The 15,169-nt window shown below is 66.7% G+C and carries 16 protein-coding genes; 5 read left to right on the top strand and 11 right to left on the bottom strand.

The genetic code is table 11. The features are described 5' to 3' along the window. Positions 1 to 4: 4 nt before the first annotated feature. The 8 genes from AC1DRP_RS17055 to hemB form a co-directional block, all read right to left on the bottom strand. Positions 5 to 1,204, bottom strand: coding sequence for a UxaA family hydrolase (locus AC1DRP_RS17055; RefSeq protein ID WP_441504759.1), 1,200 nt, complete (start codon positions 1,202 to 1,204; stop codon positions 5 to 7). Then, entirely contained in the window at positions 1,201 to 1,518 is a 318-nt protein-coding gene (locus tag AC1DRP_RS17050) for a UxaA family hydrolase (RefSeq protein WP_441504758.1), read from the bottom strand. Before AC1DRP_RS17050 ends, AC1DRP_RS17055 begins: the two co-directional genes overlap by 4 nt. A 66-nt stretch (positions 1,519 to 1,584) precedes the next feature. Next, positions 1,585 to 2,235, bottom strand: coding sequence for an RraA family protein (locus AC1DRP_RS17045; RefSeq protein WP_441488709.1), 651 nt, complete (start codon positions 2,233 to 2,235; stop codon positions 1,585 to 1,587). Positions 2,236 to 2,355: 120 nt separating this feature from the next. After that, entirely contained in the window at positions 2,356 to 3,111 is a 756-nt protein-coding gene (locus AC1DRP_RS17040) for an arginyltransferase (protein ID WP_441504757.1), read from the bottom strand. A gap of 76 nt (positions 3,112 to 3,187) precedes the next feature. Continuing rightward, positions 3,188 to 3,661 carry an RDD family protein gene (locus AC1DRP_RS17035; protein ID WP_441488707.1) on the bottom strand — a complete coding sequence of 158 codons (474 nt, stop codon included), beginning with the start codon at positions 3,659 to 3,661 and terminating at the stop codon, positions 3,188 to 3,190. 69 nt (positions 3,662 to 3,730) lie between these two features. Then, the gene (locus AC1DRP_RS17030) at positions 3,731 to 4,975 is read right to left on the bottom strand and encodes a threonine ammonia-lyase (protein ID WP_441504756.1); all 1,245 of its coding nucleotides are present in this window, start codon (positions 4,973 to 4,975) and stop codon (positions 3,731 to 3,733) included. Positions 4,976 to 4,989: 14 nt separating this feature from the next. Next, the gene (locus AC1DRP_RS17025) at positions 4,990 to 6,321 is read right to left on the bottom strand and encodes a branched-chain amino acid ABC transporter permease (RefSeq protein WP_441504755.1); all 1,332 of its coding nucleotides are present in this window, start codon (positions 6,319 to 6,321) and stop codon (positions 4,990 to 4,992) included. A 125-nt stretch (positions 6,322 to 6,446) separates the two neighbouring features. After that, entirely contained in the window at positions 6,447 to 7,520 is a 1,074-nt protein-coding gene (gene hemB / locus AC1DRP_RS17020; RefSeq protein ID WP_441504754.1) for a porphobilinogen synthase, read from the bottom strand. A 181-nt stretch (positions 7,521 to 7,701) separates the two neighbouring features. On the opposite strand from hemB, the gene AC1DRP_RS17015 reads away from it, so the two are divergent. The 4 genes from AC1DRP_RS17015 to AC1DRP_RS17000 all read left to right on the top strand — a co-directional run bounded on the left by AC1DRP_RS17015 (position 7,702) and on the right by AC1DRP_RS17000 (position 11,601). Beyond that, entirely contained in the window at positions 7,702 to 8,757 is a 1,056-nt protein-coding gene (locus AC1DRP_RS17015) for an enoyl-CoA hydratase/isomerase family protein (protein ID WP_441504753.1), read from the top strand. A 3-nt stretch (positions 8,758 to 8,760) separates the two neighbouring features. Continuing rightward, entirely contained in the window at positions 8,761 to 9,219 is a 459-nt protein-coding gene (locus tag AC1DRP_RS17010) for a DUF6163 family protein (RefSeq protein WP_476769053.1), read from the top strand. 309 nt (positions 9,220 to 9,528) lie between these two features. Continuing rightward, positions 9,529 to 10,041 carry a transcriptional regulator LdtR gene (gene ldtR, locus AC1DRP_RS17005; protein ID WP_441488701.1) on the top strand — a complete coding sequence of 171 codons (513 nt, stop codon included), beginning with the start codon at positions 9,529 to 9,531 and terminating at the stop codon, positions 10,039 to 10,041. A 318-nt stretch (positions 10,042 to 10,359) separates the two neighbouring features. Further along, positions 10,360 to 11,601 (top strand): L,D-transpeptidase family protein, encoded by a 1,242-nt coding sequence (locus tag AC1DRP_RS17000; protein ID WP_441488700.1) that lies wholly within the window; start codon positions 10,360 to 10,362, stop codon positions 11,599 to 11,601. Between the two features lie 90 nt (positions 11,602 to 11,691). Here AC1DRP_RS17000 and AC1DRP_RS16995 read toward each other — a convergent pair whose 3' ends face one another. Both AC1DRP_RS16995 and AC1DRP_RS16990 read right to left on the bottom strand, forming a co-directional pair. Beyond that, complete coding sequence (locus tag AC1DRP_RS16995) at positions 11,692 to 12,801, bottom strand: isocitrate/isopropylmalate dehydrogenase family protein (protein ID WP_441504752.1); 1,110 nt, start codon at positions 12,799 to 12,801, stop codon at positions 11,692 to 11,694. Between the two features lie 72 nt (positions 12,802 to 12,873). Further along, entirely contained in the window at positions 12,874 to 13,851 is a 978-nt protein-coding gene (locus AC1DRP_RS16990) for a Bug family tripartite tricarboxylate transporter substrate binding protein (RefSeq protein WP_441504751.1), read from the bottom strand. Between the two features lie 175 nt (positions 13,852 to 14,026). On the opposite strand from AC1DRP_RS16990, the gene AC1DRP_RS16985 reads away from it, so the two are divergent. Next, positions 14,027 to 14,686 (top strand): GntR family transcriptional regulator, encoded by a 660-nt coding sequence (locus AC1DRP_RS16985; RefSeq protein ID WP_441488697.1) that lies wholly within the window; start codon positions 14,027 to 14,029, stop codon positions 14,684 to 14,686. Positions 14,687 to 14,718: 32 nt separating this feature from the next. Here the strand turns inward: AC1DRP_RS16985 and AC1DRP_RS16980 are convergent. Next, the coding region (locus AC1DRP_RS16980; RefSeq protein ID WP_476769052.1) for a Na+/H+ antiporter NhaA at positions 14,719 to 15,169 on the bottom strand (451 nt) is incomplete at its 5' end.

Genomic DNA, 15,169 nt, shown 5'->3' with positions numbered 1-15,169 from the left:
CTCGTCACGCCGCTGGCAGGCAAGCCGGGCCGAGCGGTTCGAAACTCTTATAGGTCAGGATGAACTCCTGGTGGCCGAGCTCCTCCGATTTGGTGCTCCCGCCCTTGGCCAAGGAGATGACGAGGTCGCGGATTTCGCGGCCGACCTCGTCGAGCCCAGCGCGGCCCTCGAGGATCCGCCCGGCATCGACATCCATGTCGTCGGCCATCCGGCGATAGGTTTCCGGGTTCGCGCAGATCTTGACCACCGGCGAGATCGCCGAGCCGACGACCGAGCCGCGGCCGGTGACGAACAGCACGCAATGGGCGCCGCAGGCGATCAGCTCCGCGATCTCGGCATTGTCGTTGATGTTGGGGAAGCCGAACCGCACCTCGCCATCGGGCACGACATCGAGCAAATAGAGCCCGCCATGGGGCGGGATGTCGCCGGGCTTGATCAGGCCCGAGATCGGCGAGGCCCCGGATTTGGCATAGGCGCCCATCGACTTCTCCTCGATCGTCGACAATCCGCCCTCGGCATTGCCGGCGGCGAAGGAGCCATAGCCGAGCGTCGCGTAGTAGCGGGCCGCCTTGGCGACCGATTTCTCCAGCTCCTCGCCGAGTTCCGGTGTCACGGCGCGCGCCGCCATGATGTGTTCGCAGCCGATCAGCTCGCCGGTTTCCTCGAAGATGCATGCGGCACCCTCGGAAATCAGCAGGTCGAAGGCGCGCCCCGCCGCAGGGTTCCCGGTGATGCCCGAGGTGCCGTCCGAGCCGCCGCAGACGGTGCCGACGACGAGCTCACTGAGCGCCATCGGCACGGTCTCCTGCTCGTCGAGATGCGCGCGCTCGGCCTCGATCCAGGCGCGCCCTTCCTTGATCGAGCTGCGCGTGCCGCCCGTGCCCTGGATGATGATGGTCTTCACCGGCCGGCCCGAGGCGCGCACGACCCGCTCGAGCGCATATTTGTTGAAACTCTCGCAGCCGAGCGAGATCAGCAGCACGGCCCCGACATTGGGGTGGGTGCAGAGCCGCTCCATCATCTTCTCGGCATAGCCATTGGGATAGCAGCCGGGAAAGCCGATGACATGGACGCCGTTCTCGCGCCAGGGCAGGGCGATCTCGCGCGCGACGTGATGCGCGCATTCGACGAGATAGGCGACGGCGATTGTGTTGCGGATGCCCTTGCGCCCGTCGGACCGGAGATAGCCGCGCATGTCGTTCATTGGACGGCTCCCGCCTTGCGCTCGTCTTCGAGATGATAGGTCGGGGTGTAGTCGCTCTTCATGTTCTGAACATGGACATGCTGGCCGGGCGCGATCGCTTCGGTCGCCACGCCGATCGGCGCCCCGTATTTCAGGATTTTTTCGCCGGTGACGATCGGCTTTCGCGCGACCTTGTGGGCGAGCGCGATATCACGGTCGAGCACGGCCGGGCCCGCGCCGGTTTCCACGGTCTCGCCGGCGGCGAGCCTCATCCGCGCGACAAAGACGTTGTCGCGCGGATCGAGCAGGATGAGCCGGGGATCGTGCTGAGCCATGGGCTTAACTCCTTGGAGGAGCCGGCCGCGTCAGTCCGCGCGACCGGGCAGGCAGGCCGCAAGCGATCAGAACTTGCCGAACTGGAGATAGGCTTCCTGCGGGTCCGTGCCGGCGAGGATCGCGGTGCGGACCTTGTTCTCGGCCGAGATCGCCGTCTCCGCCTTCTCGAGCACCTCCTCGATCACTTCGACGGGAATGCGCACGATGCCGTCGCGGTCGCCGAGGATGTAGTCGCCGGGCCGGATCCAGACCGAGCCGATCTTGATCGGCTCGTCGATCGTCTTCGGCATCCAGAATCCGACGATGTCGCGTGGCGTATAGGCGCGGAAATAGGCCTGGAAGCCCATGTCGACCATGAACTCGGTATCGCGCGACAGGCCGTCGATGACGCAGCCGCGCACGCCCTTGTTCTTGAGCGTCTCGGCCGAAAGCTCGCCCATCAGCGCGACCTCGTCGGTATTGGGCTGGCAGACCCAGACATGGCCGGGCTTGGCGCGCGAGAGCAGGCCGGTCCAGCCGAGCAGGGTTTCATGCGCGTCGAAATCCGGATCGGTCTTGCCCTCGACGGTGAAGGCCGGGCCGGCGAGCTTCTGGCCGGGCAGGAGGGGCCTCAGATCGGACGGGAGCGTGAACTCCTTCAGCCCCATCGCGCGCATGACATCGTGGATGATGCCGGTATAGCAGCGTTCCAGCCGCTCGGTCAGTTGATCGCTCAAGGCTTCCTCCGTATCAGGGCTTCGTCGCGCCGGGACGCGCTGCCATTGCGGCCAAGGTGCCGGCCGGGAGCAGGGGCCGCAAGCGCGTTTTTCGCGCCTCGACGATGCGTTTCAAACGGTTTAGGTGTTCGAGTCGACCCGTTCCCAGCCCTGGGGCGAGAGGCGCTCCTGCGGCAGGAAGCGGGCCTTGTAGGCCATCTTGGGCGAGCCATCGACCCAATAGCCGAGATAGACATAGGGCAGGCCGAGCTTGCGGGCCCGCTCGATATGGTCGAGCACCATGAAGGTGCCGAGCGAGCGCTGCTCCAGCATCGGGTCGAACACGGAATAGACCATGGAAAGCCCGTCATTCAGGCGGTCGGTCAGGGCCATGGCAAAAAGATCGCCGACGCCGCGCCCGGTGAAGCCGCTATCGGGGCCGCGCCGGCGGTACTCGATCAGGTTGGTCTCGACATGCGTGTCCTCGATCATCATCGCGAAATCGAGGGCCGACATCGAGGCCATGCCGCCATCGGGATGGCGTTCGTCGAGATAGCTGCGGAACAGCGAGTAGTGCTCGGAGCGCGGCTCCGGCGGCAGCTCCTCGCCGATCAGGTCGCAATTGCGCGCGAGCACGCGCCGGAAACCGCGCGACGGCCGGAAGTCGTCGACGCAGACGCGGACGGAGACGCAGGAGCGGCAGGTCTCGCAGGCGGGCCGATAGGCGATGCTCTGCGAGCGCCGGAAGCCGCCTTGCGAGAGCACGTCGTTGAGGTCGCGCGCTCGCCCGCCGACAAGGTGGGTGAACACCTTGCGTTCCTCCCGCCCGGGCAGATACGGGCAGGAGGTCGGTGACGTCAGATAGAATTGCGGGGCATCCCGCAACGGGCGCGTCACGTTCGTATCGCTCCGGAAACKACCTGAACCACGAGTGTAGCAGCAGCGCAGCCGGCAACAAGAGTTGCGATGACGATCAGGCGCGAACGACGACCAGTCCCGTCAGGATGTCGTGGCCGAGCCTGCGGTCATCGCGCACCAAACCGCAGAGAATATCGAGCACCCAGAGCGCGACCGTGCCTGCCGCGACATAGAACAGCAGGGCGTGGACGGCGGCTGCGAGCCCGTCGGGACGGCCGCCATTGACGGTCTCGACCCTGAGGCCCGCCATGCGCATGCCCCAGGTCGCCTGTTTCCGGCCGCCGATGGTCAGCGCCGCATAGCCGAGCGCAGTCGCCACCGTCGCGATCGGCAGGAGCAGCCAGGTCGCGCCGAAGGTGACGAGGCCGAGGAAGATCAGGAGCGCGACCACGAGCCAGCCCAGAATGAACAGGGCGATGATGTCGCCGATCCAGGCGAACAGGCGCGACCCCAGCACGCCGCTGACATTCTGCAGCGGGCGCTGCTCGATCGGCGTGATCGCGGGTTGCTGATAGCTGCGTTCGCTCATCGAAGGTCGAGATCCTTTGTTCCGGGGGGCGCATCCGGTGGTGGTGCGCTCCGCCGCCATAATGTTTGATCAGCGGTCTTGTTCCGCAAGGCCACGCGGAAAGATACGGCGCGGCTGGAAGCCATTGGCCCGCAGCGCCTCCTCGATGGCGCGCGTATGGCTCTCGCCGCGCGTCTCGACGGTGACGTCGAGCGTCACGCCCTTGGCCGGCACGTCGAGGAAGAGCCTGCCATGGCTGACCTCGAGGATGTTGGCGCCGTGGTCGCCGAGCAGGCTCGCGACCTTGCCGAGCAGGCCCGGCCGGTCGCTGGCGGTGAGGCGGAAGGCGGCGATGCGGTCCTCGCGCTCCAGCTCGCGCACCATGATCGCGGCGAGCAGCCTCGTGTCGATATTGCCGCCGCAGAGCACGAGGCCGACCTTTTTGCCGCGATAGCGCTCCGGCTCCTTCAGCATTGCGGCGAGCCCCGCGGCGCCGGCGCCCTCGGCCAGCGAATGCTGCAGGCTGGCATAGGCATTGACCGCGCGCTCGATCAGGTCCTCGCCGACAAGGACGATATCGGAGACCAGGCTGGAGACGATCGGCAAGGTCAGTTCGCCGACCGTCTTCACCGCGATGCCTTCGGCCAGGGTCGCGCCACCGATCGGCCGGTCCTCGGCATTCACGGCGTTGTAGAAGGAGGGATAGAGCTCGGCCTCGACGCCGATCAGCTCGATCTCCGGCTTCAGGGCCTTGGCCGCAATCGCGTTGCCGGCCATCAGCCCGCCGCCGCCGAGCGGGATGATCAGCACGTCGAGATCGGGCGCATCGGCCAGCATTTCGCGCGCGATCGTGCCCTGGCCCGCCATCACGGCGGCATCGTCATAGGGATGCACGAAGACCAGGGTCTCGGCCTGCGCCAGCTCGCGGGCGCGCACGGCCGATTCGTAGAGCGTTTCGCCATAGAGCACGACGCGGGCGCCATGGGCCCTTGTGTTCTCGACCTTCACCAGCGGCGTCGTCTCCGGCATCACGATGGTCGCCGGAATGCCGAAGCGGCGCGCGTGATAGGCGACGGCCTGTGCATGGTTGCCGGCGGACATGGCGATGACGCCGCGGGCCCTCTCGGCTTCCGTCAGGCCAAGCAGCTTGTTGACCGCGCCGCGCTCCTTGAAGGAGGCCGTCGCCTGCATGTTCTCGTGCTTGACCAGCACGGTCGCGCCGGTGAGCTCGGACAGGCGCGGCGCCGGCACCAGCGGCGTGCGCAGCACATGCCCCTCGATACGCTGTGCGGCCGCTTCGATATCGGCGGGAGTGATCGAGAAAGGCTCGCTCATGCGTGGAGTTCCGTTCAGACCTGACGAGGCGCAATCGCGCCCTCGCCGAAGAAACCGCCGGGGCGCAGGATCAGCACCACGGCGAGCAAGCTATAGACGGCGATGTCGCGCTGTTCGATAGGCATGGTTGATGACCATATGACCTCGAAGAGCGCAATGCTGAGGCCGCCAAGGCAGGCGCCGGCGACCGAGCCGATGCCGCCCAGGATCGCGGCGACGAGCGCCTTCAGCCCGAGCGTGAAGCCGCCGGCAAAGCCCATGCCGCCATAGATCGCGGTGACGATGACGCCGGCCGCGCCGCAGGCCGCGCAGGCGAGGATCAGCGCCCGGTCATGCACGGCACGCGCGTTGACGCCGAAAAGCGCCGCGGTGCCGGAATCGTCCGAGACCGCGCGCCAGGCCCGGCCGAAGGCGGAATAGCGGATCAGCAGCACGAGCCCGAGCGCGGCACTGAGGCCGCCGGCCGCAAGCGCCAGTCCGACCGGGGTTGCGGTGACGATGAAGCTGCCGGAGCGGGCCAGCGGCCAGGGCTCGTTGTAGACCGGCGGCAGCCAGCGCAGATCGGGCCCCTGCGCCAGCCGCAGATATTCAGACAGCGCAATCGCGAGCCCGATCGTCGCGATCAGCATCTGCTGGCCGCTGGCGCGCTCGAGATGGCGCAGCACGAACCGCCCCATGGCGAAGCCGTGAAAGGCCGCGACCAGCATGGCCACGACGAAGGCGACCAGCAGCCCCGAGACCGGCGTCGAGATCGCCGTCGAGATGAGCAGCGCCACGCCGATCACGGCTGAGAGCGCGCCGAGCGCGGCGAATTCGCCAAAGCTCAGGATGATGCGCCCGGTCAGGCCATAGATCAGCGCATAGGCCGAGGCGAGCAGCGCGTAGATCGCGGCCGAGGGCAGGGCGCTCAAGCCCTGCTGCAGGGCATAGGCGAGGCCGGGCGGGAGCTGCGGCAGGCCGTCGATGCGGGCCGAGCCCGGATCGACCGGCGGTTCCTCGCGGTTCTCGAGGTAGAAGCGCCGGAGCAGGTAGAAGCTGGCATCGTTCATCGGCCGTCCGTCGACCGCGACACCGAGCAACGCGCCGCGCTGCAGACCCGCGCCCTCGCCGGCGAAGAGGCAATCGATCATGCGCTGGCGCGCCGGGCCGCCGCCGGTCTCGACATGGTAGAGGATGCGCAAGGTATTGGCGCGCGGGCCATTGGTCGCGCGGTCGATGGTGATCCGCGCGTCCGGCGCGTTGAGCGCCGGGATCGCCTGGCGGCAAAGCCGCGTCTGGTCCGTATCGAAGCGTTCGCTGCAGCCGGTCAGCAGCAAGGCAATGAGAATCGGGAGGAGCGCGCGCATTGCGCGGAGGCTAGCGCCAGTTGCGACGCGTTGATACTCGATGCGTCGCGCAATTCAGCGCTTTGCCGGTCTCCCGTGACGTGAGGCGGTGCGCTCCGAGGCGCACGCATTTCAGCCAGCCGCTTTCAGCCGCAAACCTTCAGCTTCTCGGCGACGCGCGGCGCGAAATAGCTCAGCACCCCGTCGGCGCCGGCGCGCTTGAACGCGATCAGGCTCTCCATCATGGCCTTGTCGCCATCGATCCAGCCATTCAGGGCGGCGGCCTGGATCATCGCGTACTCGCCGGATACCTGATAGGCGAAGGTCGGCACCCGGAAATGGTCCTTCACGCGGGCGATCACGTCGAGATAGGGCATGCCGGGCTTGATCATCACCATGTCGGCGCCCTCTTCGAGATCGAGCGCCACCTCTGCAATGGCCTCGTCCGAATTGGCGGGGTCCATCTGATAGGTGCGCTTGTCGCCGATCAGCGTCGCATTGGTACCGATCGCATCGCGGAACGGACCGTAGAAGGCCGATGCGTATTTTGCCGCATAGGCCATGATCTGGACGTCCTCGAAGCCGGCCTCGTCGAGTTCGACCCGGATGGCGCCGACGCGGCCGTCCATCATGTCGGAGGGGGCGATGACATCGGCGCCCGCATCGGCCAGCGCCAGCGCCTGCTGTGTCAGGATACGCACGCTCGCATCGTTCAGGACGCGCTCGCCCGCCATGACGCCGTCGTGCCCATGCGAGGTGTAGGGATCGAGCGCGGCGTCGCAGATGATGCCGATCTGGGGCACCTCGGCCTTGATGGCGCGCACGGCGCGGCACATCAGGTTGCGCGTGTTCAGCGCTTCGGACGCCGTCGCGTCGCGCAACGACTTCTCGACATAGGGAAAGGGCGCGATCGCCGGAATGCCGAGGCTGGCGGCATGGGCGCTCTGGCGCACCGCCTCCTCGATATTCAGCCGGTCGACGCCCGGCATCCACTCGACAGCGGAGCGGGCCTCGCTCGAATCCACCAGGAAGATCGGCCAGATCAGGTCGTTCGTGGTCAGGACCGCCTCGCGCACCAGCCGGCGCGACCATTCGGCCTTGCGGTTGCGCCGCATCCGGCGGGTCAGGTCGAGCGAATCCTTGCTGCGCAGAGCAGTGGCCGGCAGATCATCCTGCCGCGCGACGGGCGCCGGAAACGGCCTTACAACCCGAGATGCCATAAAATCCTCCGCCGCCTGGGCGCGTTGGCTTGTCCTTTGCCGGATGCTTAGCACATCGGAACCGTTCCAAAATAGAGGTGGATGGTCGCAACCATGCGCTCAGGGCAACGCAGCGCCGCGCGTTGACAAGCGCCCGAGCCCCGGCCCAGAACCGGACCCTGTTATCAGGGATCAGCACGGCATGTCGCAGGAACCAGAGATCATTTGCGAAATCCGGGGCGCGGCGGGTGTCGTCATCCTCAACCGTCCCAAGGCGCTGAATGCGCTGAGCCTGGTCATGGTCCGCGAACTGGCACGCGCGCTCGATGCCTGGGAGCATGACCCGCAGGTGACGCGCATCGTGGTGATGGGCGCTGGCGAGAAGGCCTTTTGCGCGGGCGGCGACATCCGTTCGCTGCATGATCTCGGCCGAGCCGGCCGTCAGGGCGAGATGCTCGCCTTCTGGGGCGAGGAATACATCCTCAATCACCGTATCAAGCACTATCCCAAGCCCTATATCGCGCTGATCGACGGCATCGTCATGGGCGGCGGCGTCGGCATTTCGCTCCATGGCAGCCATCGCATCGCCGGCGACCGCTACCTCTTCGCCATGCCCGAGGTCGGCATCGGCTTCTTCCCGGATGTCGGCGCGACCTATGCACTGCCGCGCCTGGAAGGCGCAGCCGGCATCTATCTCGCCCTGACGGGCGACCGTGTCGGGGCCGCGGACGCCCTGGCGCTGGGTCTTGCGACCCATCCCGTACCGAGCAGCCGGATGGCGGAACTCGCCGATGCCCTGACCGGCCGCGGCGCCATCGACGAGATCCTGGCCGGATACACCCAGGATCCCGGCCCGCAAAAGCTCGCTGCCGAGCGCGCGACCATCACCGAATGCTTTGGCGCCTCCGAACTGGACGGCATCAGGGCGCGGTTGAAGCTGAAGGCCGAATCTGGCGATGCCTTCGCCGGCAAGACCCTGCAGACGCTTGCCGTCAAATCCCCGACCAGCATTGCCATCGCCTTCGAGCAGATGCGCCGCGGGGCGGGGCTCGATTTCGCCGAGGCGATGCGCACCGAGTACCGCATCGTCTCGCGCATTGCCGAGGGCCATGACTTCTATGAAGGCGTGCGGGCGGTTGTGATCGACAAGGATCATGCCCCGCGCTGGCAGCCGGCCACGCTCGATGAGGTCGATCCGCAGGCGATCGCGCACTACTTCGCTTCGCTTGGCGCGAACGAACTCGTCCTGGAGCATTGAGCGATGGGAATGGGGAGGGGAGATGCCGAGCCCCTGCGCGGGCAGCGCGTCATCGGCTCGGCCGGCCTCGAGGAGAAGAAGAGCAAGCTGACCCGCTGGCGGCGCGTGCTGGTCTGGCTGCTCCGCCTGCTGTCGCTCGCCTGGATGGCCAAGGGGCTGATGGCCTGGGCCGTGATCTTCGGCATCGGCATGGAGGGGCAGACGCCGTTCGAGTCGCAGCTGCTGAGCTATCAGGCGATCACGGTCTATTTCGCGGTGATCGATCTCGTCGCCGCGGTCGGGCTCTGGCTGACCAGCRCCTRGGGCGGGGTGCTCTGGCTCCTGGCCGCGGTCAGCCAGTTGCTGCTCGGCTTCTTCTTCCCGCGGCTGCTGCCGGTGACGCCCTATCTGATCGCGACCTATGTCGGGTTGATGGCCGCCTATTTCCTGGCCACCTGGGCGGCGGAAAACGAGGAGACCTGAGACCGGCCGGTGCGGGCTTGCCGTGCGCGCGACACGCGGCCCGGGCCCCCGGCAATGGCGCTGTTCAGGCGGGCCCTCGGGCCCTGGCGCGGAGAGCCCCGTTTGGCCCGAAAGCGCGTCGATTGCGTCGAGTCATGGTAACAAACGCTTTAGCTTAAGCGTTTCTGGCTTCACTTACGATTCACCCAAAGGGGTAAATCTCCGATTCATCCTGATATTTAAACTCGTTTTCATCGGTCCGGCCTATGGTGTTTTCAGAAGCGGACCGGGAGATAAATCCTGGCCGGCATGCAACAGGCGGGATATACCATGACAACGAGCGTAAAGACTTTGGCTCCTGTGAAGTCGGAAGAAGTTCAACTCAAGGTGAAGCCCCTTTACCTTGAGTCCCTCACCCTGGTTGAGCGGCTGCATCGCCGCCTGCTCGATGTCATCAAGGATGAATTCGAGCGCCGCAACCGTGACGACGTCAACAGCGTCCAGGCGCTGTTGCTCTACAATATCGGCGATGCCGAGCTCAGCGCCAGCGAGCTCCGGACGCGCGGTTACTATCTCGGCTCGAACGTGTCCTACAACGTCAAGAAGCTGGTCGAGCTCGGCTACCTGCACCATGCCCGGTCGCGCATCGACCGCCGCTCGGTCCGCATCAGCCTGACCGAGAAGGGCCACGAGGTGCACAATCTCGTGAAGGGCGTCTACGACAAGCATGTCCAGACGGTCGAGCAGATCGGTGGCATCGCGGCCGATGACTTCGAGCGCATGAACAACGCGCTGCTGCGTCTCGAGCGCTTCTGGACCGACCAGATCCGCTACAAGCTCTGATTTCTGGCCTGAACCGCCAGACAATCGGCGCTGACCTGACCTGAACTTGCAAACTCCCGCCCTCGCTGCGGGAGTCTTTCGGGCCGCTATTGCTCGGGTCTGCTGCTGTTGCAGTTTCGCGACGCAGGGCGCCCATGCTGCATTCCCTGCTTCCCCTTCGTCGCCAATGCCCTAAAAACKCCGCGCTCATCACGAGACGTTAACTGTGGTATTGGATCGTCGCTCGCAACCGGGCCGCYGTCCATGGCGGAGCCGGTCTTGTTGTTTGCGGCGCTTAGGCGCGGTCTTGCTCCTTGAGGACGAGGGAAGAGGGATACGATGTCGAATTTCAGCCTGACCCGCCGCGAAACCGTGCTGGCACTGCTTTCGGGTGCAGCAACGGCCGCGACCGCGCCAGCCTGGGCTCAGCAGGCGGAGTGGCGCCAGAGCTATGATTCAGGCGCTCGCAATGCTGTTGCCCGGTCCTCGACCCCGACCTTGTCTTCCGAGACGCTGCAGGCGACGGAGCAAGCGATCGTCGCCTATCGCGACCTTGCCGCCCGCGGCGGCTGGACCCCGATCCAGCTGACTGACAAGCTTGGCGTCGGCTCGCGCGGCCCCGGCGTGGTCGCGCTGCGCCAGCGCCTGATCATCACCGGCGATCTCGATTCTGCTGCCGGCACCAGCAATATCTATGACTCCTATGTCGAAGCCGGAGTGCGCCGCTTCCAGTCGCGCGTCGGGCTCTCGACGACCGGCGCCATCAATCGCGCCACCCTGACCGCCCTGAACGTGCCGATCGAGCGGCGTATCCGCCAGCTCGAGACCAATGTGGTGCGCCTGCGCTCCTGGTCGGGCAATCTCGGCAACCGCTATGTCGTCGCCAATATCCCGGCGGCCTCGGTCGAGACGGTCGAGAATGGCCATGTCGCGACCCGCCATGCGGCCGGCGTCGGCAAGGCCGACCGGCAGTCGCCGCTGCTGCAGACCAAGATCCCCGAGGTCAATTTCAACCCGACCTGGACCGTGCCGGCTTCGATCATCCGCAAGGATCTGATCCCGAAGATGCGCAAGGAGCCGAACTACCTCACCGAGAACAAGATCCGCATCATCGGCCCTGCCGGCGAGATCGCGCCCGATCGCGTCAACTGGAATTCGGACGAGGCCACCCGCTACACCTTCCGCCAGGATCCCGGCGGCGAGTTCAATTCGCTTGGCTTCGTGCGCATCAATATCCCGAGCCCGCACGGCGTCTACATGCATGACACGCCGGCCAAGGGCATTTTCGGCGACGATTTCCGTTTCGTCTCCTCGGGCTGCATCCGCGTCCAGAACGTGCGCGACTATATCGCCTGGCTGCTCAAGGAGACGCCCGGCTGGGATCGCGCCAAGATCGACGAGGTGATCCAGTCCGGCGAGCGCATCAACGCCCGGATCAGCAATCCCGTGCCGTGCTACTGGGTCTATATCACCGCCTGGGCGACGCCCGATGGCGGCGTGCAGTTCCGCGACGACATCTACAACAAGGATGGCCTGGGCCCGGCGCCGGTTGCGGCGCTGCAGGAAGACCAGAACATCTGAGAGCAAGCGCTCTCTCATCCTGAAACGGCCCGCCGGTTCTGGCGGGCCGTTTTCATTTGGCGTCCAATGGGCTGTGGTCGGGCGCTGCTCTCAGGCCGCCGTCGCGACTTCCCGCAGCACGGCGACGACGCGCTCGGTGAAGGCCCTGGTCCCGAGCGTTCCGCCGAGGTCGCGCGTGCGCTGCTCCGGCAGGCGGATCGTGCGGTCGAGCGCAGCCTCGATCGCCTGGCCGGCACGCAGCAGCGCCGGGTCCTGCCTGCGCTCCCCCAGCCAGTTCAGCAGCATCGCGGCCGAGCCGATCAGCGAACAGGGATTGGCGAGGTCGCGGCCGGCGATGTCGGGAGCCGAGCCATGCTGCGCCTGGGCCACCGCATGGTCCTGCCCCGCATTGAGCGACGCGGCCAGCCCGAGGCTGCCCGAAATCTCCGAGGCCTGGTCGGAGAGGATGTCGCCGAACATGTTGGTCGTCACGATGACGTCGAACACCCCGGCATCGCGGACAAGCAGCGCCGCCATCGCGTCGATGATCTTCTCCTCATAGGCGACGTCGGGATAGCGTTCGGCGACCGAACGCACGCATTCCAGGAACAGCCCGTCGGAGATCCGCAGCACATTCGCCTTGTGCACGGCCGTGACCTTGCGCCGGCGCTGGCGGGCAAGGGCAAAGGCGCTCTCGGCGATGCGCAGCGAGGCCTGTCGCGTCACCTTTCGGAAGGAGAGAGCCAGGTCCGGCGTCGGCATCATCTCGCCGGGACCGAGATGCATCGAGCGGTCGGAATAGAAGCCCTCGGTGTTCTCGCGCACCACGACGAGGTCGAGCGGCTTGCCGCAGCGCGGCTCAAAACCCTCGCGCGAACGGGCAGGGCGGATATTGGCGTAGAGGTCGAGCCGCTTGCGCAACTGGCCGGAGGGGTTGAGCCCGCCCTTCTCGGCCGGCGGGTAGTCATTATGGGATACAGGCCCCAAAATGACGCCATCGGCCCGACGCGCGGCCTCGAACACGCTCTCCGGGAAGGTCGAACCGACCGTGCCGAGCGCGGCAAAGCCGATCTCGGCATGCTCATAGTTGAGCGCGAAGCCGAACAGCTGGCTCGCCTCGTCGAGCACGCGACGGGTGGCCGCGCTGATCTCGGGGCCGATGCCGTCTCCGTCCAGGACGAGAAGCTGCAAGGGGGCGTTTTTCGGTGATGTATCGGTCATTGCAGGGCTGCGTCCGGAACAGGGATGGAGCTGCCCGGCCGGCGCGCCGCCGCGCGGGCCGGGCAGCAGGGATCATTCGACCTTGATGTTCGCTTGCGCGACCACCTTCGCCCATTTCTCACGCTCCGCCTTGACGAAGGCCGTGAACTCCTGCGGCGTGTTGCCGATCGGCTGCGCGCCTTCCAGTTCGAGGTTCCGGCGCACTTCGGGCAGGTTGATGATGGTCGCGACCTCGCTGCGCAGCCGGTCGATGATCGGCTGCGGCGTGCCCTTGCGGACGAAGACGCCATACCAGCCGCTGGCCTCGTAGCCGGGCACCCCGGCCTCAGTGAGCGTCGGCACCGTGGGCAGGGCAGGGGCGCGCTCCGCGGTGGTGACGGCCAGCGCCCGCAAGGTGCCGCCATGCACATGGCCGATCGCCGAGGGCAGGGTCGCGAACATCATCGGGATATGGCCGCCGATCAGGTCGTTGAGGGCGGGGCCGGCGCCGCGATAGGCGGCATGTTTCAGGTTTGTCTGCGCCATCAGCTCGAACAGCGCGGTCGCGATATGGTTGGCCGAGCCGTGGCCGGCCGTGCCGTAGGTCAGGCCTTCCGGCTGCGCCTTCGAGAGCGCGATCAGCTCCGCGACCGAGTTGGCCTTGACCGACGGATGCACCAGCAGGAGCAGCGGCGCCTTGGCGATCAGGGTGACGGGCTCGAGCACCTCGGCCGGATCGTATTTGAGATTCTTGAACAGGCTCGGGTTCACGGCCATCGGGCCGATATTGCTGATCAGCACGGTATAACCATCGGCCGGCGCCTGCGCCGCGGCCGTCGTGCCGAGATTGCCGCCCGCGCCGGCGCGGTTCTCGACCACGACGCCGACGCCGAGGCGCGACTGCAGCTTCTCGGCCACGGCCCGTGCGATCACGTCCGTGCCGCCGCCCGCGGCATAGGGCACCACCATGGTGATCGGCCGGCTCGGCCAGTCCTGGGCCTGAGCGGCGCCGAACATACCCAGCATCGCTCCGAGCATCGCGCCCAGCCGCAGTCCCGCAACTCTCCGCATCGTCAATTCCTCCCGTCGATCGTTGCCCGTCGGTCTCTCGCCGACGGTTTCTCAATTTCGGTATACCGAATTATACTGAGACGAATTGATACGAGGCAAGCGTTGATTTCGGCGCTGGCTCACGCGATCACGCGTGACCGGCGGAGCGCGCGCCGGACGAAGCGAGGAGATGGTCTTGGGTGATTTTGCCGACATGCAGCCCGCGCCCTCGCTGGCAGGCCAGGCCTATGCGCGCTTGCGCGACGCGATCGCCAGTGGGGAGCTTCGTCCCGGAGCCAGGCTGCGCGAGGAGGATCTGGCGAAGCATATGCAGATGAGCCGCACGCCGCTGCGCGAGGCGGTGCGCCGGCTCGAGGCGGAGGGCTTCTTCACGCGCGAATCGCGCAGTCTCGTCGTCGCCTCGCTCGATCATCAGGCGGTGTCGGAACTCTATGCGATGCGCGAGGTGCTCGAGGGCACGGCGGCTGCCTTCGCCGCGCGCCATGCCGCAGAGGTCGAAATCGAGGCGCTGCGCGATCTCCATACGCTGGAGGCCGGGTTGCTCGCGCAGCCGCAGGATCTGGCGCGCCACAACGAGCGCTTCCATTCCGCGCTCTACGGCGCAGCGCATAATCGCTATCTGCTCAAGACCCTGAACGCTTTGCGTGACGCCCGCGCGCTGCTCGGCCCTTCGACCCTGCTTGACCCCGTCCGCGCCGCGCAGGCCCATGCCGAACACGAGGCCCTGGTCGTGGCTGTCGAGCGCCGTGACCCGGTTGCAGCTGATGCAGCCGCGCGCAGCCATATCCGCTCGGCCCAGCGCGAACGGCTGAGGCGGCTGGTGACCGGCGATTAGGGCCGCTCCCCCCGGAGTTGGGGGAGCGCTGTTCAGGCTCCGCGCTTGCCGCCGGTCGGGCCTGCCGAAGCCAGCTTCAGCACGAGCGCTCCAGCCAGCGCCGAGAGCAGCGAGCCCATCAGCACGCCGATCTTGGTGGCGTCGCCGAGTTCGGGATTTTCCGGGAAGGCCAGCGCTCCGATGAACAGGCTCATCGTGAAGCCGATGCCGCAAAGCAGTGCGACGCCGTAGAGCTGCAGGTAATTCGCCTTGGCCGGCATGGTGCCGAGTCCGCTCTTCACCGCCACCCAGGCGAAGCCGAAGACGCCGATCTGCTTGCCGATGAACAGGCCAAGCGCGATGCCGAGCGGAATCGGCGCGAGCAGGCTCGACGGCRACATGCCTGCAAAGGACACGCCTGCATTGGCGAAGCCGAAGATCGGCACGATCACGAAGGACACCCAGGGATGCAGCTTGTGCTCGAGCATGTGCAGTGGGGAATGC

It is taken from the genome of Allobosea sp. 01N443, from assembly GCF_056399325.1.
This window is presented reverse-complemented; position numbering and strand designations above follow the sequence as displayed.

What these genes read in the sequence shown, in the direction of transcription:
- AC1DRP_RS17055 (WP_441504759.1), bottom strand. Translation starts at nt 1,204, where the DNA reads ATGAACGACATGCGCGGCTATCTCCGGTCCGACGGGCGCAAGGGCATC.
- AC1DRP_RS17050 (WP_441504758.1), bottom strand. Translation starts at nt 1,518, where the DNA reads ATGGCTCAGCACGATCCCCGGCTCATCCTGCTCGATCCGCGCGACAAC.
- AC1DRP_RS17035 (WP_441488707.1), bottom strand. Translation starts at nt 3,661, where the DNA reads ATGAGCGAACGCAGCTATCAGCAACCCGCGATCACGCCGATCGAGCAG.
- AC1DRP_RS17030 (WP_441504756.1), bottom strand. Translation starts at nt 4,975, where the DNA reads ATGAGCGAGCCTTTCTCGATCACTCCCGCCGATATCGAAGCGGCCGCA.
- AC1DRP_RS17025 (WP_441504755.1), bottom strand. Translation starts at nt 6,321, where the DNA reads ATGCGCGCGCTCCTCCCGATTCTCATTGCCTTGCTGCTGACCGGCTGC.
- hemB (WP_441504754.1), bottom strand. Translation starts at nt 7,520, where the DNA reads ATGGCATCTCGGGTTGTAAGGCCGTTTCCGGCGCCCGTCGCGCGGCAG.
- AC1DRP_RS17015 (WP_441504753.1), top strand. Translation starts at nt 7,702, where the DNA reads ATGTCGCAGGAACCAGAGATCATTTGCGAAATCCGGGGCGCGGCGGGT.
- ldtR (WP_441488701.1), top strand. Translation starts at nt 9,529, where the DNA reads ATGACAACGAGCGTAAAGACTTTGGCTCCTGTGAAGTCGGAAGAAGTT.
- AC1DRP_RS17000 (WP_441488700.1), top strand. Translation starts at nt 10,360, where the DNA reads ATGTCGAATTTCAGCCTGACCCGCCGCGAAACCGTGCTGGCACTGCTT.
- AC1DRP_RS16995 (WP_441504752.1), bottom strand. Translation starts at nt 12,801, where the DNA reads ATGACCGATACATCACCGAAAAACGCCCCCTTGCAGCTTCTCGTCCTG.
- AC1DRP_RS16990 (WP_441504751.1), bottom strand. Translation starts at nt 13,851, where the DNA reads ATGCGGAGAGTTGCGGGACTGCGGCTGGGCGCGATGCTCGGAGCGATG.